Source organism: Pseudomonas sp. CC11G, from assembly GCF_056174845.1.
The window spans coordinates 110,928-131,306 of sequence record NZ_JBWBZC010000020.1 but is presented as its reverse complement, the minus strand read 5'-3'; the positions used below and the strand labels follow the sequence as shown (position 1 = coordinate 131,306).

The following is a 20,379-nucleotide window of genomic DNA, read 5'->3' as shown; positions in this document are numbered from 1 at the left end:
GAGCGACGCCAACCGCACTGCCATCGAACAAGCGCTGCTGGACCATCAGGTGCTGTTCTTCCGCGACCAGCCGATCACCCCACAGCAACAAGCGCGCTTTGCCGCGCTTTGGCGATCTGCATATCCACCCCATCTACCCCAACGTGCCGGAGCAGCCCGAAGTGCTGATTCTCGACACGGCCGTGACCGATGTGCGCGACAAACGCCATCTGCACACCGACGTCACCTTTTCTGCCGGAGCCCGCCATGGGCGCCGTGCTGAGCGCCAAGCTGCTGCCGCCCAAAGGTGGCGACACCTTTGGGCCAGCGGTATTGCCGCGTTGAGGCGCTGTCGAAGCCGCTGCAAACCTTGCTCACCGGCCTGACCGCCACCCACGACTTCACCCGCTCGTCCCGCTGGAGCGTACGGAACACGCCGCAAGACTATGCACGCTGGACGAAAACCGTCGCAAACACCCGCCGCAATCGCACCCCGTGGTGCGCCCCATTCCCGTGAGCGGGCGCAAGGCGTTGTTCGTCAGCGAAGGCTTCACCAGCAAGATCAACGAGCTTGAGCCGGCCGAAAGCCAGGCGCTGCTGACCTTTCTGTTCGCCCACGCCACCAAGCCGGAATCTTTGTGCGCTGGCGTTGGCAGGAAAACGACGTGGCGTCTGGGACAACCGCGTGACCCAGCATTACGCCGTTGACGACTACCGCCCCGCACGCCGCGTGATGCAGCGGGCGACGATTCTGGGCGACAAGCCTTTCTAAATAGTGGGTTCTTGAAAAGCTTCGAGGCTGAAGCCTTCCTACAGGGGATTGCATATATCTGTAGGAGAGGCTTTAGCCTCGATTGGCCGATGCAGACACCTGAAAGTCTCTTTCTGTAGACCACTATCCCCAAATAGAGATAGCGCGAAACCCCAGCTCGTGCCCACTCCCCCTGCTTATTGTCTCCACTCCGAGACAAGCATCAATCCATCCTCCCCGAAAAACCCAACAAATTCCTTATCTTTCATACAGTTAAACAACTGGCACATATCTCGCTATAGCTCCCGCTGCGGCACAGACCGCACTTAAAACAACAACAAAATGCTGGAGATCCGCCATGCGCCACTTGCTCCCCCCCGCTACATTTCTTACACCCCTCCACTGCAGCCTTTGCCTTCCCAACGCCGCTGAAAAAAACGGCGAATCAAATCGCCGCTTCGCTACTCCATAAACCAATAAGAACAACACCGGGTGTCTACGCGCCCGGCACCAGGAGATTGCTTTATGAGCGTGCTTATCGCCCTCGCCGCGTTAGCCTTGCTGATGCTCGCGGCCTACCGCGGCTACAGCGTCATTCTGTTCGCGCCGATTGCCGCACTCGGCGCGGTATTGCTGACCGATCCATCGGCCGTGGCGCCCGCCTTCACCGGCGTGTTCATGGAGAAGATGGTCGGCTTCGTCAAACTGTACTTTCCGGTGTTCTTGCTTGGCGCTGTGTTCGGCAAGCTGATCGAGCTGTCGGGCTTCTCGCGCTCCATCGTCGCGGCCGCCATTCGCTTGCTCGGCACACGCCAGGCCATGCTGGTGATCGTGCTGGTGTGCGCCCTGCTCACCTACGGCGGCGTGTCGCTGTTTGTGGTGGTGTTCGCGGTGTATCCGTTTGCCGCCGAGATGTTCCGCCAGAGCGATATTCCTAAGCGCCTGCTCCCGGCTACCATCGCTCTGGGCGCGTTCAGTTTCACCATGGACGCCCTGCCCGGCACCCCGCAAATCCAGAACATCATCCCCACCACTTTCTTCGGCACCACCTCCTGGGCCGCGCCGTGGCTGGGGCTGATCGGCACGCTGTTCGTATTTGCCGCCGGCATGCTGTATCTGCGTCGCCAGTTGCGCAAAGCCAAAGCCGCCGGCGAAGGCTATGGCACCGACCTGCGTAACGAGCCAGAGACGGCTGAAGATATCGCCCTACCTAACCCATGGTTGGCCCTGTCGCCGCTGATTCTGGTGGGCGTGGCGAACCTGCTGTTTACCCGCTGGATTCCGCAGATTTACGGCGCCACCCATACGCTGCAATTGCCGGGTATGGCGCAGCCGGTGACCAGTGAAGTGGCCAAACTCACGGGCATCTGGGCGGTCCAGGCGGCGCTGTTGCTAGGGATTCTGCTGGTGCTGATCTGCGGCTTTAGCGCGATCAAATCCAAACTCGCCGAAGGCACCAAAACCGCCGTGGGCGGCGCCTTGCTGGCGTCGATGAACACCGCCTCCGAGTACGGTTTTGGTGCGGTCATCGCCTCGTTGCCGGGCTTTCTGGTATTGGCCGACGCGCTGAAAACCATCCCCAACCCGCTGGTGAACGAAGCCGTTACCGTCACCTTGCTGGCCGGTATCACCGGCTCGGCGTCCGGCGGTATGAGCATTGCCCTGGCGGCGATGTCGCATTCCTTTATCGAGGCCGCCAACGCCGCCAATATCCCGCTGGAAGTGCTGCACCGCGTGGCCGCCATGGCCAGCGGCGGCATGGACACCCTGCCGCATAACGGCGCGGTGATCACCTTGCTGGCGGTTACCGGCCTCACCCACCGCGAAGCCTACAAAGATATTTTCGGCATCACGATCATCAAGACCCTCGCGGTCTTCGTAGTGATTGGCACGTTCTACGCTACAGGCATCGTTTAACACTGACGTCCGGCAGGCCGTTCGGGCCTGCCAGCGCAAGGAGAGAAGTATGAGTCTGCACGGCAAAACAGCCCTGGTTACCGGCTCCACCAGCGGCATAGGCCTGGGCATTGCGCTGGTGTTGGCCAAGGCCGGCGCCAACCTGTTGCTCAATGGCTTTGGCGACGCTCAGGCGGCCGTCGATGAAGTGGCCGCGTTGGGCGGCAAGGTCAGCCACCACCCGGCGGATATGTCCAAGGTCGCGGATATCGAAGACCTGATGGCCTTTGCCGAACGGGAATTCGGTGGCGTGGATATTCTGGTCAACAACGCCGGCATTCAATACGTGGCGCCGGTGGAGGAATTTCCGGTGGACCGCTGGGACGCCATCATCGCCATCAACCTCACCTCCGCCTTTCACACCACCCGCCTGGCCCTGCCCGGCATGCGCACGCGTAATTGGGGGCGCATCATCAATATCGCCTCGGCCCATGGCCTGGCAGCTTCCGCTGGCAAAAGCGCCTATGTATCGGCCAAGCATGGCCTGATCGGGCTGACCAAAAGCGTGGCCCTGGAAACCGCCACCACCGGCGTTACCTGCAACGCCATCTGCCCCGGCTGGGTGCTGACCCCGCTGGTGCAAAAACAGATCGACGACCGCGCCCTGGCGACCGGCGATGCGCAGCAAGCGCGGCATGATTTGTTGGCTGAGAAACAACCGTCGCTGGATTTCGTAACACCCGAGCAACTGGGCGAGCTGGCGCTGTTTCTGTGCAGCGATGCGGCTGTGCAGGTGCGCGGAGCAGCGTGGAATATGGATGGCGGGTGGCTGGCGCAATAAGTCGGGACTGGGTGAAGCCCCTGGTGCTCGTGTTGCAATATCTTTAGCCAGCTTAGGACCCCGTCATGCCCCAGCCACTCTGGACACCCTCCGCCGAGCGCATCGCGGCCACGCAAATGGATGCGTTCCGCCGATTTATCAACGAGCGTCACAGCCTGGCGCTGACGGATTACCCGCAGTTACATACCTGGAGCGTGGCCGAGCGCGAGGCGTTCTGGCAGGCGATTGTCGACTTCTTCGAGGTGCACTTCAGCACCGCGCCCCAAGGCGTACTGAAAGAAAACGCGCAAATGCCCAGCGCGCGTTGGTTTCCCGATTCACGCCTGAATTTTGCCGAGCACATGCTGCGTCGCCGCGATGATCACCCGGCGCTGGTGGCCATTGGCGAAGACGGCACGCGCGAGGTGCTGACCTACCGCGACCTAGCCGCCCAGGTCGCTGGCTTGCAAAAGGCGCTGGCCAAGCTCGGCGTCGGTCCGAACGACCGGGTGGCCGCGATGATGCCCAATACCTGGCAAACGGTGGTGGGCATGTTGGCCACTACCAGCCTGGGGGCGACCTGGACGTCCTGCTCGCCCGACTTCGGCACTCAGGGCGTGATTGACCGCTTCGGCCAGATCGAGCCCAAGGTGCTGATTGCCGCTGGCGGTTACCGGTATGGCGGCATCAACAATGATCAAACCGCCAAGCTCAATGAAATTCTCGCGCAGATGCCCACGCTGGAGCAGTTGATCGTGGTGCCCTATTCGCGCCCTGAATCGCGCATCGAGGATTACCAAAGCAGTGCCCCGGTGGCGTTGTGGAGCGAGTTTTTCCAACCCGGCGGCGAGCCGCAGTTCACCCCGGCGCCGTTCGACCACCCGCTCTACATTCTCTATTCCAGCGGCACCACCGGCGTGCCCAAGTGCATTGTGCACAGCACCGGCGGCGTGCTCTTGCAGCACCTGAAAGAACACGGCCTGCACAGCGACCTGACCGCCAACGACACGCTGTTCTACTACACCACCTGCGGCTGGATGATGTGGAACTGGCTGCTGTCCGGCCTCGCCTTGGGGGCCACGTTGGTGCTGTTCGACGGCTCGCCGTTTCAGCCCGGCCCCGAGCGTTTGATGGACATGATCGACGCCGAAGGCATCAGCCTTTTCGGCACCAGCGCCAAGTACCTTGCGGCGCTGGAAAAGGCCGGGGTGGAGCCAAACAAGAGCCATCGGCTGCGCAAGCTGAAAGGCATTCTGTCCACCGGCTCGCCGCTGTCGGATACCAGCTTTGATTACGTGTACCAATCGTTCAAAGCGGATGTGTGTCTGTCTTCGATTTCCGGCGGCACCGATATCGTCTCCTGCTTCGCGCTCGGCAACCCGGTGCTGCCGGTGTACCGCGGCGAGCTGCAATGCAAAGGCCTGGGCATGGCTGTGGAAGTGTGGAACGACGCCGGCAAACCCGTGGTGGGTGAAAAAGGCGAGCTGGTGTGCAGCAAGCACTTCCCCAGCATTCCGGTGGGCTTCTGGAACGACCCGGACGATGAGAAATTCCACGCTGCCTACTTCGAAACCTTCCCCGGCGTGTGGGCCCACGGCGACTACGCCGAACAAACCCCGCGCGGCGGCCTGATCATCCACGGCCGCTCGGATGCCGTACTCAATCCCGGCGGCGTACGCATCGGCACGGCGGAAATCTACCGGCAGGTGGAAAAGGTCGAAGAAGTGCTGGAATCCATCGCCATCGGCCAGCAATGGCAAGGCGATGTGCGCGTAGTGTTGTTTGTGCGGCTGCGTGAGGACGTCACGCTGGATGAGGCCCTGACCGCCCGCATCTGCGAGGTGATTCGCGCCAACACCACCTCACGCCATGTACCGGCCAAGGTGATTGCCGTGGCCGATATTCCGCGCACCATCAGCGGCAAGATCGTCGAACTGGCAGTGCGTAATGTGGTGCACGGCCAGCCGGTGAAAAACACCGATGCGCTGGCGAATCCTGAGGCGTTAACGCTATTTGAAGACCTGACTGAATTGCAGGATTAACGCCGGTCACTACGCAGAAAAATCCCCAGCGCAACCAGTGGGAAGATGCTGCCCAACACTACGATGCCCAGCCAGCCGGTGTGGTCGAACAACGCACTGGCCAGCGCCGACCCCAGCGAGCCGCCGACAAAAATAGCGGTCATATACAGCGCGTTAAGGCGACCACGGCTGCTGGCATCCAGGGCGTAGATCGCCCGCTGGCCCAGGACCATATTCATCTGCACGCAGAAATCCAGCACCACGCCAGTCAGTGCCAGGGCGATCACGCTGTTGGTCGGCGGGATAAAGGCCGGCAGGAAACACAGCACCGCCAGTATCAGCACCAGCCGTGTTGTGGCGCGCGTATGCCCGGCATCAGCCAAACGGCCGCCAATAGGCGCGGCGATAGCGCCAATGGCACCCACCAGGGCAAACAGCGCGATCTGGGTTTGCGACAGACCATGGTTACGCGCCAACTCCAGCGGCACAGCGGTCCAGAACAGGCTGAACGAGGCGAACATGCAGCCCTGCATCAGCGCTCGTTGGCGCAGCACCGGCTCGCGCTTGAACAGCTTGCCCAGCGACAGCAGCAACTGGCCGTAGGTGGCGCTGTGGTCGGGCTGACGTTTCGGCATGGTGGTCGCCAGAATTACCACGATGACCGTCATCACGGCCGCCGCCACCATAAACACCGAGCGCCAGCCAAAGTGGTCGGCAATCAGGCTGGAGATCGGCCGCGCGAGCAGAATGCCGAGCAGCAGCCCGCCCATGATGCCGCCTACCACCCGACCACGTGAGGCCTCGGGGGCCAGGTGCGCGGCCAGGGGAATAAGGATCTGCACCGACACCGTGCTCAACCCGATCATCAGCGACACCAGCAAAAACGCATGGGGCTGGGTGGTAAACGCCGCCGCCAAGAGGCTGGCCACCGACACCAGGGCGGTGACGATCATCAGCTTGCGGTTTTCCAGTAGGTCGGCCAGCGGCACCAGAAACAGCATGCCCAGGGCATAGCCGATTTGGGTCAGGGACACGATCAGGCTGGCGGCGGTGGCTGACAGGCCAATGTCCGGCGCGATCAGTTCGATGATCGGCTGCGAGTAATAGATATTGGCGACGATCACGCCGCAGCAAAACGCAAACAACAGCACCATGCCACGGGTCATGGTCAGGTTGGTGGGGCTCATCGGAGGGCTCGGTACGGGACAACAGGAAAGGACTGATAGGTTACGGGAAATCGGCTGACGAGAAAATCCGTTAGGTGGCTATTTATTACGCCGTCGCGTTGGGCCGGCCCTCTCCCCTAACCCCTCTCCCGCAAGCGAGAGAGGGGAATCCATCACCGTTTATTCGACTTGCTCGTTTGGGCTCCCTCTCCCGCCTGCGGGAGAGGGCTGGGGAGAGGGCTAGCCGTTACGCAATTGCAGCGCGCAACGTTTGACACCACCGCCCACCTCGCCGAAGCTGCAACCCAACCGTGAAACGCGCTCGTCAGAACAACGGATGTTTGCATGCCGAAGCACAAAAAAAAGAACAAACCCACTGCTACCCCGACTCCCCCGCTCGTAACCCCAGAGGCCAACGGCAAGCCTGCCAATCGCCCGCTCCCGTTGATCATATTTGCCGTGGTGCTGCTGATCAGCCTGCCGATCTGGCTGTACCGCCAACACTCAGCGCCCCCGGTCGTACCCGCCACTGTCGCGACCACGCCGGTCAGCAAAACCGAATCACAGCTGCCGCCAGCCACCTTTGTGGACGAAACCCAATGCCAGGGCTGCCACAGCGAACAGGCCAAGGCCTGGAGCGGCTCGCACCACCAAAAGGCCATGCTGCCGGCCAGCGCCGAGAACATCCTCGGCGACTTCAATAACACCACCTACAAAGGCGACGTAGAGACCAGCCACTTCAGCCAGCGCGACGGCGCCTATTGGATCAATACCCCGGCCCCGACGGCAAACCGGCCGATTTCAAAGTCGCATACACCTTCGGCATTGAGCCGTTGCAGCAATACCTGCTGGAAATGCCCGGCGGCCGCCTGCAGGCCTCGGGCGTGGCCTGGGATACGCAGAAGAAACGCTGGTTCGAGATGTACCCCGGCGAGAAGGTCGACTTCCGTGACGACCTGCACTGGAGCAAGCCGACCCAGAACGCCAACTTCATGTGCGTGGAATGCCACACCACCGATTTCAAACGCAACTTCAGCCCCACCGCCGACAGCTTCAACAGCACCTGGAACAACCTCGGCGTCGGCTGCCAAAGCTGCCATGGCCCAGCCTCGCGCCACCTGCAATGGAGCGCCGGCGAGAACCTCAACAAGCAGCAACCGGACAAAGGATTTGGCCCTGCGCTGAGCAGCGCCGACGCACTCACCCAGGTGGAAACCTGCGGCCGTTGCCATGCCCGCCGCGCGCCGCTGGGCGATGGCTATACCCATAAAAACCGTTTGATGGATGACTACCTGCCGGCGGCGCTGACCGTTGATTTGTACCAGGTTGACGGCAAGATCAAGGAAGAGGTGTTCGAGTACGGCTCGTTCACCCAGAGCAAGATGTTCTCCAAGGGCGTCACTTGCACCGACTGCCACAACCCCCACAGCAATCAGCTTAAAGCGCCGGGCAATGGCGTGTGTCTGCAATGCCACAACCCGTCGGGCAAAGCCTCGCGCGCCGGCATCGACGGCGCCGGGCTCCAGACCAAGAACTACGAGGCGCCCGAGCACACCAAGCACAAGCCTGGGCAACCCGGCTCGCAGTGCGTGGACTGCCATATGCCGGGCAAGCTGTATATGGTCAACGACTACCGCCACGACCACAGCCTGAGCATTCCCAACCCTGCCCACTCGGCCAAAATCGGCAGCCCGGACGCCTGCGCCGCCTGCCATAAAGGTGCCAGTAGCAAGATCGCGGAGCAGTTCAAGATCTGGTACGGCGACACGCCGGTGCACGACGGCGGTTATGCCGACGCCATCTTTGCCGCTCGCCATGGCTCGCCGGGCGCCGCCCGTATGCTGATGCAGCAACTGGCGCGCACTGACCTGCCGGCCATTCGCCGCGCCACGGTGCTGACGCAGTTGGCGACCTACCCGAGCCAGCGTTCGCTGGAGCAGGCGGCGATTGCCTTGAACAATCAGGCGCCGCAAGTGCGCACTGCGGCGATTGATGCCATTGCGGCGATGGGTTCGGCCGATCAATTTATCAGCCTGCTGACCCCGCGCCTGAGCGACCCGGTACGTGCCGTGCGCATGAACGCGGCCTCGCAACTGGCCAATATCCCCGCCCAGCAACGCGCGTCCATCGACAAACTGTGGCGGCCGGCGATAGAAGAATACGAAGCCACGCAGCAGGCCCTACGCGACCGTGCCGAGGCCAACCTCAACCTGGCGATGCTCTACCAAAACACCGGCCGTGGCGGGCAAGCGGAAGCGGCGTTGCGTGAGGCGCTGCAACGTAACCCGGACTTCCTGCCGGCGGTGGTCAGCCTCGCCCAGTTACTCGATGCCCAAGGCCAACACGGCCCGGCGCTGGAACTGCTCAATGACGCGATTGCCAAGCACCCCAAAGCCGGTCTGCTGCAACACAGCCTGGGGCTGATGCTGATCCGCGCCGGCGAGCGCGACCAGGCCCTGGCCGCCTTGGCCAAAGCCGCCCAGCTGACGCCGGATGATCCGCAGTTCAACTACATCTACGCCATTGCCCTGCACGACCTGGGCAAGCCGGAAGAAGCGCGCAATCAGCTGGAGGCGCTGCTTAAACGCCAGCCCACCAACCGCAGTGCACGCATGGCCCTGATCAGCTACTGGCACGAAGCCGGTCAGCCGCAGAAAGTGCAAGTACTGCAAGCTGAGCTTGAGCAACAGAACCCGGATGATCCGGAGCTACAGCAGGCGCCGAACAAGTGAGGCGCCCTGCTCTCCTGGTCGCGTTATTGCTGAGTCAGCCGTTGTGGGCGGCAGGTTCGGTAGAGGTGATCGAGCCTTGGGCGAAGGCGACATCGGTGCAGCAAGTCGAGGTGTATCTGACGCTGCGTAACGCCGGCACCGAGCAGGATCGACTGGTGGGTGCCAGCAGCCCGCTGGCCAGTTCGGTGAAGCTGCTGACTACGGTGCAGTTGGGCTCAGTGAACAGTGTGCAGCCGTTGAAATCCATCGGCGTTCCGGCCGGTGGTCAGCAAGTGTTGGCGCCGGGGCATACGCATATTGTGTTGGGGTTGAAACGGGCGTTGCAGGTGGGCGACGTGCTGCCGCTGACGTTGCAGTTTGAGAAAGCGGGACAGCGGCAGATTCAAGTGCCAGTACGACAGTGAAAAATCGCGGCTGAAGCCGCGATGCCGTTAAGGCTAGCGGCGGCGATCCAACAGGTGAAACCGTGGCAGCGCCAGCCCCCAGTAAATCGCCGCAATCCGCGTCACCAACACCACCAGCATCGCCACCCCGGTCGCCGCCCAATGCCCGGCGCCCAGGTGCAGCAAGCCCATATACACCAGCGACCCGGCGATACACGCCGTGGCGTACACCTCTTTCTGGAAGATCAGCGGAATCTGGTTGCACAGCACATCGCGCAATACCCCGCCGGCCACGCCGGTCATCACACCCATGATCACGGCCGAGCTAACGGGCACGTCATGCCGCAGGGCCACTTCAGTGCCAATCACGGTAAACACCGCGAGCCCGAAGGCATCGGCAATCAGCAAGGCTTTTTCCGGCAGCGGTTTGATAAAACGCGCCCAAAGCACCGTACCGAAGGCACCGAACGAAGCGACGACCAGGTAAAGCTCGTTGCCAATCCAGCTAACCGGATGGTTGTCGAGGATGAGATCGCGCAACGTGCCCCCGCCCAAGGCGGTAACTAACGCGATGACCAGCACGCCAAACAAATCCATCGCGTTGCGCCCGGCCATCAGGGCACCCGTTACGGCAAATACCGCCACGCCGAACAGGTCGCTGAGGTAGAACAGGGTTTCGATGTTCAATCAGGCACCGACGGGCGTACGCATAGTCACGAACTCTTCGGCGGCGGTTGGGTGCACCCCCATGGTGTCGTCGAAAATGCGCTTGGTGGCGCCGGACTTCAACGCAACTGCGAGGCCCTGAACGATTTCGCCGGCATCCGGGCCGACCATATGGCAACCCAGCACCCTGTCGCTATCGGCATCCACCACCAGCTTCATCAGCGTGCGTTCCTGGCTGCTGGTGAGGGTGAGCTTCATGGGTTTGAAGTCGCTCTGGTAAACCACCACCTTGTGCCCGGCGTCGCGCGCTTGCTCTTCGGTCAGGCCCACGGTGCCGATATTGGGCAGGCTGAACACGGCCGTAGGAATGTGCTGGTAATCCACGGGGCGGTATTGCTCGGGCTTGAACAACCGCCGCGCCACAGCCATGCCTTCGGCCAGCGCGACTGGCGTGAGTTGCACGCGGCCGATCACATCGCCGAGGGCAAGGATGGATGGCTCGTGGGTCTGGAACTGGTCGTCGACAGCAATAAAACCGCGCTCGTCGAGCTGCACATTGGTGTTTTCCAGGCCGAGGTTATCCAGCATCGGCCGGCGGCCCGTGGCGTAGAACACGCAGTCGGCTTCCAGCACGCGGCCGTCTTTGAGGGTGGCGTGCAGGCTGCCGTCGGCTTGCTTGTCGATGCGCGCGATGTCGGCATTGAACTGCAGGTTGATGCCGCTTTTGGTCAGCTCCTCTTTCAGGTGCTTGCGCACCGCGCCATCGAAGCCGCGCAGGAACAGTTCACCGCGATACAGCAAGGTGGTATCGGCGCCGAGGCCATTGAAAATCGAGGCGAACTCCACAGCGATATAACCGCCGCCCACCACCAGCACGCGCTTGGGCAGTTCTTTAAGGAAGAAAGCCTGATTGGAGTTGATCGCGTGTTCGTGGCCGGGGATTTCCGGAATCTGCGGCCAGCCGCCGGTGGCGATCAGAATATGTTCGGTGCTGAAGGTTTTACCGTCGACTTCAACATGGTGCGCATCGACTACCTTGGCATGGCTTTCCAGCAACGTGACGCCGCTGTTGACCAGCAGGTTGCGGTAGATGCCGTTAAGGCGCTGGATTTCGCGGTTCTTGTTGCTGATCAGCGTGGCCCAGTCGAAATCCGGCTTGCCGCCCAGGGTCCAGCCAAAACCGCTGGCCTGCTCGAACTCGTCGGCGAAATGGGCGCCGTACACCAACAGCTTTTTCGGCACGCAGCCCACGTTAACGCAGGTGCCGCCAAGGTAGCGGCTTTCGGCCACGGCAACGCGAGCACCAAAGCCTGCGGCAAAACGCGCGGCACGCACACCGCCGGAACCGGCACCAATTACGAAGAGGTCGAAATCGTACGTCATGCAAATCTCCTTAGCTGGCGGGCAGCATAGCGCAACGGCGGGCTCGATGGCTGCGGCGCGATTTGCTCTTGCCTTTGCGATTCTGGGTCCCCGCCTGCGCGGGGACGACGGAAGTTTGTGTCCAGACCCCGTCATTCCCGCGCAGGCGGGAATCCAGAATCTTGACCATGTCGCAGGTGCAAAAAAGCCACCCGAAGGTGGCTCTCTTACAACCCAGGTTTGGCTTAGTAAGCCTTGCCGGTCTTGTAGAAATTTTCGAAGCAGAAGTTGGTGGCGTCGATATAGCCTTCCGCGCCGCCGCAGTCGAAACGCTGGCCTTTGAATTTGTAGGCCAGTACGCAACCGTCTTGCGCTTGTTTCATCAGGGCATCGGTGATCTGGATTTCGCCGCCTTTGCCTGGCTCGGTTTCTTCGATCAGCTTGAAGATGTCCGGAGTCAGGATGTAACGGCCGATGATCGCCAGGTTCGACGGTGCATCTTCCGGTTTCGGCTTCTCGACCATGCTGTTCACACGATAGATGTCGTCACGGATCATTTCGCCGGAGATAACGCCGTATTTGGACACTTCATCCATCGGCACTTCCTGAATGGCCACGATCGAGCAACGGAACTGGTTGTACAGCTTGACCATCTGGGTCAGCACGCCGTCGCCTTCGATGTTCACGCACAGGTCGTCCGCCAGGACCACGGCGAACGGTTCGTCACCGATCAGCGGGCGGCCGGACAGAATGGCGTGGCCGAGGCCTTTCATTTCTACCTGACGGGTGTAGGAGAAGCTGCAGTTGTCGATCAGACGACGGATACCAACCAGGTATTTCTCCTTATCGGTGCCTTTGATCTGGTGCTCCAACTCATAGCTGATGTCGAAGTGGTCTTCCAGGGCGCGCTTGCCACGGCCAGTAACGATGGAAATCTCCGAGAGCCCGGCTTCCAGGGCTTCTTCGACGCCATACTGAATCAGCGGCTTGTTCACCACCGGCAGCATTTCCTTGGGCATGGCCTTTGTCGCTGGCAGGAAGCGAGTACCGTAACCAGCAGCCGGGAACAAGCATTTCTTGATCATGTGAGTCCTTGAAAGAAGGGTCGTACCGTTAGTGCCGCGCAGTCTAATCAGGCGGCACTCGCCTTACAATGGCCCGCCACAGGGCGACCAATGCCACGATAGAGAAACCCTAGCTCAGATAGTTCCAACGAATCGTAAATATTGCGTCCGTCGAACACTGCCGGCATACGCATCAGACCGCGAATTCGGTGGAAATCCGGCTGGCGAAACTGCTTCCACTCGGTCACCAACACCAGCGCATCCGCGCCCTCCACTGCCGTATAGGCAGAATCGGAAAGCTGCAATTGGCCGCTTGCCAACGCATCGGGGTAGCGCGCCGCCACCGCGTTGCAAGCCACCGGGTCGCAGGCCTGAATACGCGCGCCGGCGTTCAGCAACGCGTCGATCAGCACCAGACTGGGCGCTTCACGCAAATCATCGGTGCCAGGTTTGAACGCCAGCCCCCACAGCGCCACCACCCTGCCCTGCAGATAGCCGTTGAAATGATCGTGCAACGCCTCGAACAACAACGTTTTCTGCAGCGCATTGCGCGCTTCCACGGCGCGCAGAATGGCCGGCTCGAAACCGTGCTGCTCGGCGATGTGAATCAGCGCTTTTACATCTTTGGGAAAGCACGAGCCGCCATAGCCGCAACCAGCGTAGATAAAGTGCGTGCCAATGCGCTTGTCGCTGCCAATGCCGCGGCGCACTTGTTCGATATCGACATCGAGCAAACCGCACAGGCCGGCCATTTCATTGATAAACGAGATTTTCGTCGCCAGAAATGCGTTGGCGGCGTATTTGCTAAATTCCGCCGCACGCACCGGCATGCTAAGCACCCGCTCGTTGTTGCGGACAAAGGGGGCATATAGGCGGCGGAGCAGCTCCTCACTGGCGATATCGCTGCAACCCAGCAGGACGCGGTCGGGGCGCATAAAGTCGTCAATCGCGGAGCCTTCCTTGAGAAACTCAGGGTTACTGGCCACCGCGATCTGCAGGGCGAGCTTGCGCTGATGCAGCCCCTGATTGATGACGCGTTGTACGCGTTCAGCGGTACCCACCGGCACGGTCGACTTGTTGACCACCAGGCAGGTATGGCGCAGTACGGCGCCGAGCTGAGCTGCCACCGCCAACACATGGCTGAGGTCCGCCGAACCGTCTTCTTCGCTGGGAGTGCCCACGGCAATAAACACGACGGCCGCGCGCTCAACGCCCTGCGCCAGAACGCCGGTAAAGCGCAGCTGGCCGCTGGCGTGGTGGGTGGAGAGCAAGGCTTGTAATCCAGGCTCGTGAATCGGTACTTCGCCGGCTTGCAATCGGGCTAGGCGCAGCGGATCAGCCTCGACACACACCACGTGATTGCCCATCTCGGCAAAACAGGCAGCTGTTACCAACCCCACGTACCCCGCACCAATCACACATAGCTGCATCGCCGCATCTCCGAATGAAGTGCAGTGATTGCAGCGAAAAGCAGTGGCAAGCGTGTGACGACGGCGAGTCAGCGGTGTGACAGCGCCCGTCAGGGTTGAGTGCGCTCCACGGAGCGACTGCCGGGTTGGCGCTGAAACTCGCCGACACCTGGATACTCCGTGCTTTGTTGCACGTTGCCGCGAATTTGGGTGGAGCCGCTGCCTTGGTACGTGCTGCGGCTGTCATAACCGCTCTCCGGCACCTGGTAACCGCCATAACCGCTATAGCCTTGCTGACGACTGGACTCACCAATGCTGCCGCTGGCGCCAGGAGTGACGTACGTACGGGTGATGGTGCGTTGCTGACCGACTATTTCGGCCGCGTGGACGCCGATGCTGGGCAGCCCGGCAACCAGGATGAGTGCTGCTACGAAGCGTTTCATGGTGAACACCTCTCGGAGAAGCCGGCTTGTAACGCGCAGATGCGGGCGGGCCCTTCTCGCTAGTCATTTACGGAAGGCTGTCGAATGGTAGAAAAGTTCCTACGCACTCCATGGAATACACCTAGCGCCGCAGCATAAACGTCTCGCCAGAATCAGGCCTCTTTTTTGCCGCCAGGTTCGTGCCCGTGAACACGTCGAACGCAAAACCCAATGCGCCGGCAGACGCCCTGCTGTCTTTCTGCCTCTTGATCATTCTCACCCTGGCGGCCTTGCCCGCCACTAGCGCGCCCCTGCATGCGTTGGGTGAGGCCCAATACCATGAAGCGGTTACGCAGCTGATCGATTCAGCGCTGAATAAAACACCGTTATTCGGCGACCTTATTCCGCCGTCAACTAACCCGCAGAACCTCGCGCTACTTAGCGCGGCGCAAACCTCCAGCACGCTCAAACACCATCTGCTCCTGCACAACCTGCCCAAGGGGCTGCCGCTGCGCCGAACAGGCCGGGTCAGCTCAGCATTTGGCCTGCGCTTTCATCCCATCAAACAGGTATTTCAGCAACACCGCGGCATAGACCTGAGCGTACGCAGTGGGACGCCGGTGCTCAGCACGGCGAGCGGAGTGATTAGCGAGGCGGACCGCCGGGGAGAGTCGGGCTTTGGCAAATACGTGGTGGTAACCCACTGTCTGGGCTTCTCCACGCTGTACGCACATTTGCAAGAGGTGAACGTAAAGGTGGGCGCTCCGGTGGTGGCCAATCACGTCCTGGGGCTTAGCGGCAATTCCGGTAGTAGCACGGCGCCGCACCTTCACTATGAGATCCGTTACCTGAATAAACCGATTGATCCGAAGAGTTTTATCCTATGGAAAGCACGGACCCATGAAGCAACGTTCGGCGCCGGAAAGGTGCTGCCCTGGAGCGGGCGCTCTTAATAGTGCGGTGTTCAGATCACGTGGTTACGCTTTGCCAGCTCAACCAGTTCGAGAATATTACCCACCTGGAGCTTGGCGATCAGCCGGCTTTTATACGTGCTGACGGTCTTTTCACTGAGCAGCAACTCATCAGCAATATCCTTGATCCGATGCCCGCGAGCCAACGCCCGTAGGACGGTAAGTTCGCGATCAGACAAGGTTTCCAACTGCTCCTTTTCCGACGTCAGTGTGGCGCTGCCGTCCACCGACGAGAACTCAGTAACCGGAAACAGCTTATAGCCGGACAGGACCACCTGAACGGCATTCATCAACTGCTTCAGATCGCTGTCTTTAGAGACAAACCCCGACGCACCGGCGCGCGCGCAACGCACTGCATAACGGCTGGCATCGAGGCCGGAGAACACAATGATTTTCGCTGGATCTGGCTCGGCGTGAAGACGCTGCAGCACAGCAAACCCATCGAGGTGCGGCATATCCATATCGAGAATGATCAAGTCCGGAGTAAGGCTGCGCACCTGACTCACCACTTCAATGCCGTTGCTCGCCTCGCCTATCACCTCATGCCCGGCGTTCTCCAGCATGAGACGAGTCGCCATGCGGATTACCTCATGGTCGTCAGCAATCAATACTCTAGCCAAGCAATCACCTCGATCAGCAATGAGACAGGTAGCGCCTGTGCAATGCGCCAAGCGCAATCTGATGCTAGTACCAAAGTGCAATTCTTGTAGGAAACGGAGAAGATTTTGGGCGCGACGTGACGTCACAGGTTTGGGCGGCAGGAAGACGCATCAAGAAGGGGGTGGTCTGAAGCAACAAGGGCCTACGCCGTTTCCGGTCGTAAGCCCTTGTTTTATATGTGGTGCCCGGAGCCGGGGTCGAACCGGCACGTTCAAAGAACGAGGGATTTTAAGTCCCTTGCGTCTACCAATTTCGCCATCCGGGCGATGGTGGCCGGCTATACCGCTGCGGCGTAGAACGAGGGCGGAATATATACAGCCATCCACCGCGAAGCAAGTTTTCGGACGTCAGGACTTTCTTCTCAACACAAAGAAAAAGCCCCGTAGATCAATGATCTACGGGGCTATTCTATAATGGAGGCCGAGGTCGGAATCGAACCGGCGTAAGCGGATTTGCAATCCGCGGCATAACCATTTTGCTACTCGGCCTCAAACGAAGACGCCGCAAACTGCGGCGTCAACGTCAACAAATTGGAGCGGGAAACGAGACTCGAACTCGCGACCCCGACCTTGGCAAGGTCGTGCTCTACCAACTGAGCTATTCCCGCGTCTTGGTGACGGGCGCCATTCTATAGAATCCAAACAGCCCGTCAACCCCTTGATTCAAAAAAGCTTATTTATCTTTGTTGGGGTTCAGGTGCGGCCAGGCAGCAATCAGGTAATGCACCATCGACCACAACGTCAGCGCTGCAGCAACGATCAACAGGCCGAAGCCTACCCACACACGGAAAGTTTCGGACGGCGGACTGGCCAACAGAATAACCAATGCCAGCATTTGCGCAGCAGTCTTCCATTTACCCAGATTGGACACCGCCACATGAGCCCGGGCGCCCAATTCGGCCATCCACTCACGCAACGCCGAAATCACGATTTCGCGGCCAATAATGATAGCGGCCGGCACCGTCAGCCAAATGGTGTGGTGCTCTTCCACCAATACCACCAACGCAACGGCAACCATCAGCTTGTCAGCGACGGGGTCGAGAAAGGCACCAAACGGCGTGCTCTGTTCCCACTTGCGTGCCAGATAACCGTCAAGCCAGTCGGTGGCAGCCGCCACTGCAAATACGGCGCTGGCCGCCAGATAGCTCCAGGAGAACGGCAAATAGAACAGCAACAGGAAGATCGGAATCAGCAGAACGCGCAAAACGGTGAGCAAGTTGGGAATATTCATCAGCACAACTAGGCAGCGAGGTGAGCGGGCATTCTACTCGCTGTGTAGGGCTGCATAAATCGACTCGGCGAGCTTTTTACTGATTCCAGGCGCTTTGGCGATTTCTTCCGTGCTCGCACGCGCCAACTCTTGCAGGCCTCCAAAGTGATTGAGCAGTTCACGACGGCGCTTTGGCCCAACCCCGGCTACCTCTTCCAGGTTCGAGGTGCGGCGCGTTTTGCCCCGCCGAGCACGGTGACCAGTAATGGCAAAGCGATGGGACTCATCGCGAATCTGCTGAATGAGGTGCAACGCTGGCGAATGCCCCGGAAGGGTGAATTCGTGGGCGGCATCGTTCAGATAAAGCGTTTCGAGACCCGGCTTGCGGGTAACGCCCTTCGCAACGCCCAGAAGAATCAGGTCCGGCACGGCCAGTTCCTGCAGCACATCACGGGCCATTGCCAACTGCCCTTTGCCGCCGTCCACTAACAGGATATCGGGCAGCTTGCCCTCGCCGTCCTTGATCTTGCTGAAACGTCGGGTCAACGCCTGGTGCATGGCCGCGTAGTCGTCACCGCCCGTAACGCCTTCAATGTTGTAGCGCCGGTAATCAGACTTGAGTGGCCCTTCCGGGCCGAACACTACGCACGACGCCACGGTCGCTTCACCGCTGGAATGGCTGATATCGAAACACTCCATGCGCTGCGGAATTTCATCCATGTTTAGCGCTTGCGCCAACGCTTCGAACCGCGCGGCAATGTGCTGACGATCAGCCAATCGCGACGCCAACGCCAACTCGGCATTCGTTACCGCCAATTGCTGCCAACGAGCCCGCGTGCCGCGCACTTTATAGCTGATGGAAAGCTCTCGACCGCGCAGCGAATGAATTGCCTCGATAAGTACCGGGAAGTCTTCGTGGTCAGTATTGACGATCAACTCGCTCGGCAGATCCCGCTCATGGCTGCCAAGGTAGTACTGAGCCAGAAACGCCGCCAGCACATCGCCAACGCCCTCTTCAATCGCCACCTGCGGATAGAAGTTTTTGCTACCCAGCACGCGGCCAGCGCGCACGCTAATAAGGTGTACGCAGGCGCCGCCCGGGTTGACCATGGCAGCAATGACATCCACATCGCCGTTGCCGCCTTCCATGCTTTGCTGATCCTGGACGCGCCGCAACAACGCAATCTGGTCGCGCAAATCTGCCGCCTGCTCAAACTGCAAATTCATGGCTGCCTGTTCCATACCGGCAGACAGCTCATCGGTGAGCGCATTGCTGCGTCCTTCCAGAAACATCACCGAGTGACGTACGTCTTCGGCGTACTCCTCGGCGGTAACCAGGTCGGGAACGCAGGGACCTTTGCAGCGTTTGATCTGGTATTGAAGGCACGGCCGAGTGCGATTCTTGAAATAACTGTCCTCGCACTGACGCACCAGAAAAGTCTTCTGCAGCAGACTCAGGCTTTCTCGAATCGCACCGGCACTGGGGTACGGGCCGAAATACCGACCTTTAAGTTTCTTTGCCCCACGGTGAATACTCAGACGGGGAAAGTCACCGTCGGAAAGAAACACATAGGGATAGGATTTATCGTCGCGTAACAGGATGTTGTACGGCGGCCGCCACTGCTTGATGAGCGTCTGCTCGAGCAGCAACGCTTCGGTTTCGTTGGCGGTGATGGTGGTTTCGATCTGCGCGATCTTGGCCACGAGGGCGGCGGTTTTCGGCGCCAGGCCGGTCTTGCGGAAATAACTGGCCAGGCGTTTTTTCAGGTTTTTGGCTTTGCCCACATACAGCAGCTTGGCCTCGGCATCGAACATACGATAGACGCCGGGGCGACCACTGCTGGTGGCCAGAAACGCGCTGGAATCAAACGGCTCGCTCATTTCAACTGGTGGCATCAACCATCCCGTGGCGCACAGCCAACAGGGCCAGCTCCACGTCGCTGGTGATTTCCAGCTTTTCAAAAATGCGGTAGCGGTAGGTGTTTACCGTCTTGGGCGACAGGCACAGCTTGTCCGAGATGGTCTGCACTTTCTGGCAACCAGCAATCATCAAGGCAATCTGGATTTCCCGCTCCGACAGCAGATCGAACGGCGAACCACTGGTTTGCGGCTGGAACGACTTCAACGCCAACTGCTGGGCGATTTGCGGGCTGATATAACGCTGCCCGCCAAACACCATGCGAATGGCCTGCACCATTTCTTCCAGCGCCGCGCCCTTGGTCAGATAGCCAGCGGCACCGGCCTGCAGGAGGCGAGTCGGAAACGGATCGTCCTCACACACGGTGACGGCAATCACTTTAAGGTCGGGATGACTGCGAAGAAGTTTGCGCGTGGCTTCAAGGCCACCAATGCCGGGCATCTTGATATCCATCAGGACGACGTCTGGCTTCACTTCTCGGGCTTTCTTCAACGACTCCTCGCCGGAGTCGGCCTGACCGACGACCTGAAGGCCATCGATGTCGGCGAGCATGCGCGTAATACCGGTTCGAACCAGATCGTGGTCATCGACCACCAGCACCCTAATCAAGCGACACCTCGTTGTGCGTCAAAGCCGCTTAACAAAGCGGTCTTATGGGATGGCCAACACCTTAACAAAAAGTCTTGGTATGGCCTAGCTTGGCGCATAACCGTCAAATAGCCAACGTCAGGATATTGAATATCGAGCTGTACTAAAGATAGGAAGCAGAGGCAGGAAAGTAGAGGAAATGCGGGGAGAGAAAATGGCGGAGGCGGTGAGATTCGAACTCACGGACCTGTTACAGTCGGCAGTTTTCAAGACTGCTGCCTTAAACCGCTCGGCCACACCTCCGAAGTGCGGGCGAATCATACCGGAAGGAAACACACTGTCAAACTCTGTAGGTTGGCAGT

Annotated in this window: 18 protein-coding genes and 4 tRNA genes; 8 read left to right on the top strand and 14 right to left on the bottom strand. The window is 60.1% G+C overall.

Annotation, left to right across the window (positions count from 1 at the left end):
* The first annotated feature begins 49 nt into the window (after positions 1-49).
* The 5 genes from AC0V2S_RS21115 to AC0V2S_RS21095 all read left to right on the top strand — a co-directional run bounded on the left by AC0V2S_RS21115 (position 50) and on the right by AC0V2S_RS21095 (position 5,488).
* On the top strand, positions 50-262 hold the full coding sequence (locus tag AC0V2S_RS21115; protein ID WP_475511431.1) for a hypothetical protein: 213 nt from the start codon (positions 50-52) through the stop codon (positions 260-262).
* 134 nt (positions 263-396) lie between these two features.
* On the top strand, positions 397-687 hold the full coding sequence (locus AC0V2S_RS21110; RefSeq protein WP_475511430.1) for a TauD/TfdA family dioxygenase: 291 nt from the start codon (positions 397-399) through the stop codon (positions 685-687).
* Between the two features lie 568 nt (positions 688-1,255).
* Entirely contained in the window at positions 1,256-2,647 is a 1,392-nt protein-coding gene (locus AC0V2S_RS21105; RefSeq protein ID WP_475511424.1) for a GntP family permease, read from the top strand.
* A 49-nt stretch (positions 2,648-2,696) separates the two neighbouring features.
* Positions 2,697-3,467, top strand: a complete 771-nt coding sequence (locus tag AC0V2S_RS21100; protein ID WP_475511423.1) for a 3-hydroxybutyrate dehydrogenase — start codon at positions 2,697-2,699, stop codon at positions 3,465-3,467.
* A gap of 65 nt (positions 3,468-3,532) precedes the next feature.
* Complete coding sequence (locus tag AC0V2S_RS21095; protein ID WP_475511422.1) at positions 3,533-5,488, top strand: acetoacetate--CoA ligase; 1,956 nt, start codon at positions 3,533-3,535, stop codon at positions 5,486-5,488.
* Here AC0V2S_RS21095 and AC0V2S_RS21090 read toward each other — a convergent pair.
* On the bottom strand, positions 5,485-6,654 hold the full coding sequence (locus AC0V2S_RS21090) for an MFS transporter (RefSeq protein WP_475511421.1): 1,170 nt from the start codon (positions 6,652-6,654) through the stop codon (positions 5,485-5,487). The two genes, AC0V2S_RS21095 and AC0V2S_RS21090, sit on opposite strands and share 4 nt — an antisense overlap.
* A gap of 740 nt (positions 6,655-7,394) precedes the next feature.
* On the opposite strand from AC0V2S_RS21090, the gene AC0V2S_RS21085 reads away from it, so the two are divergent.
* Together AC0V2S_RS21085 and AC0V2S_RS21080 are read left to right on the top strand one after the other, a co-directional pair.
* Positions 7,395-9,365 carry a tetratricopeptide repeat protein gene (locus tag AC0V2S_RS21085; protein WP_475511420.1) on the top strand — a complete coding sequence of 657 codons (1,971 nt, stop codon included), beginning with the start codon at positions 7,395-7,397 and terminating at the stop codon, positions 9,363-9,365.
* On the top strand, positions 9,362-9,769 hold the full coding sequence (locus AC0V2S_RS21080) for a copper chaperone PCu(A)C (RefSeq protein ID WP_475511419.1): 408 nt from the start codon (positions 9,362-9,364) through the stop codon (positions 9,767-9,769). Before AC0V2S_RS21085 ends, AC0V2S_RS21080 begins: the two co-directional genes overlap by 4 nt.
* 33 nt (positions 9,770-9,802) lie before the next feature.
* Here the strand turns inward: AC0V2S_RS21080 and AC0V2S_RS21075 are convergent, their stop codons facing one another.
* The 5 genes from AC0V2S_RS21075 to AC0V2S_RS21055 form a co-directional block, all read right to left on the bottom strand.
* Positions 9,803-10,429 (bottom strand): trimeric intracellular cation channel family protein, encoded by a 627-nt coding sequence (locus AC0V2S_RS21075; protein ID WP_475511429.1) that lies wholly within the window; start codon positions 10,427-10,429, stop codon positions 9,803-9,805.
* Between the two features lie 6 nt (positions 10,430-10,435).
* Positions 10,436-11,797, bottom strand: coding sequence for a glutathione-disulfide reductase (gene gorA, locus AC0V2S_RS21070; protein ID WP_475511418.1), 1,362 nt, complete (start codon positions 11,795-11,797; stop codon positions 10,436-10,438).
* 224 nt (positions 11,798-12,021) lie between these two features.
* Positions 12,022-12,861: a UTP--glucose-1-phosphate uridylyltransferase GalU gene (gene galU / locus AC0V2S_RS21065; RefSeq protein ID WP_475511417.1), complete on the bottom strand. Its 840-nt coding sequence runs from the start codon at positions 12,859-12,861 to the stop codon at positions 12,022-12,024.
* Positions 12,862-12,908: 47 nt separating this feature from the next.
* Positions 12,909-14,270, bottom strand: a complete 1,362-nt coding sequence (locus AC0V2S_RS21060; protein WP_475511416.1) for a UDP-glucose dehydrogenase family protein — start codon at positions 14,268-14,270, stop codon at positions 12,909-12,911.
* Between the two features lie 89 nt (positions 14,271-14,359).
* Positions 14,360-14,692 (bottom strand): hypothetical protein, encoded by a 333-nt coding sequence (locus tag AC0V2S_RS21055; RefSeq protein WP_475511415.1) that lies wholly within the window; start codon positions 14,690-14,692, stop codon positions 14,360-14,362.
* 179 nt (positions 14,693-14,871) lie between these two features.
* Here AC0V2S_RS21055 and AC0V2S_RS21050 point away from each other — a divergent pair, with 179 nt between their 5' ends.
* A complete protein-coding gene (locus AC0V2S_RS21050) occupies positions 14,872-15,624 on the top strand; it encodes a M23 family metallopeptidase (protein WP_475511414.1) in 753 nt (250 codons plus the stop codon).
* An 11-nt stretch (positions 15,625-15,635) separates the two neighbouring features.
* On the opposite strand, the gene AC0V2S_RS21045 is transcribed toward AC0V2S_RS21050, so the two are convergent.
* The 8 genes from AC0V2S_RS21045 to AC0V2S_RS21010 all read right to left on the bottom strand — a co-directional run bounded on the left by AC0V2S_RS21045 (position 15,636) and on the right by AC0V2S_RS21010 (position 20,320).
* Positions 15,636-16,388 (bottom strand): response regulator, encoded by a 753-nt coding sequence (locus tag AC0V2S_RS21045; protein ID WP_475511413.1) that lies wholly within the window; start codon positions 16,386-16,388, stop codon positions 15,636-15,638.
* Positions 16,389-16,481: 93 nt separating this feature from the next.
* A tRNA-Leu gene (locus AC0V2S_RS21040) sits at positions 16,482-16,567 on the bottom strand.
* Positions 16,568-16,716: 149 nt separating this feature from the next.
* Positions 16,717-16,790: transfer RNA gene (locus AC0V2S_RS21035), tRNA-Cys, on the bottom strand.
* Between the two features lie 43 nt (positions 16,791-16,833).
* Positions 16,834-16,909 (bottom strand) — tRNA-Gly (locus tag AC0V2S_RS21030).
* Positions 16,910-16,974: 65 nt separating this feature from the next.
* Entirely contained in the window at positions 16,975-17,532 is a 558-nt protein-coding gene (pgsA, locus tag AC0V2S_RS21025) for a CDP-diacylglycerol--glycerol-3-phosphate 3-phosphatidyltransferase (protein ID WP_475511412.1), read from the bottom strand.
* A 33-nt stretch (positions 17,533-17,565) separates the two neighbouring features.
* Entirely contained in the window at positions 17,566-19,392 is a 1,827-nt protein-coding gene (gene uvrC, locus AC0V2S_RS21020; RefSeq protein ID WP_475511411.1) for an excinuclease ABC subunit UvrC, read from the bottom strand.
* A gap of 1 nt (position 19,393) precedes the next feature.
* On the bottom strand, positions 19,394-20,038 hold the full coding sequence (gene gacA / locus AC0V2S_RS21015) for a response regulator transcription factor GacA (protein WP_108094550.1): 645 nt from the start codon (positions 20,036-20,038) through the stop codon (positions 19,394-19,396).
* 194 nt (positions 20,039-20,232) lie between these two features.
* A tRNA-Ser gene (locus AC0V2S_RS21010) sits at positions 20,233-20,320 on the bottom strand.
* Positions 20,321-20,379: the final 59 nt, after the last annotated feature.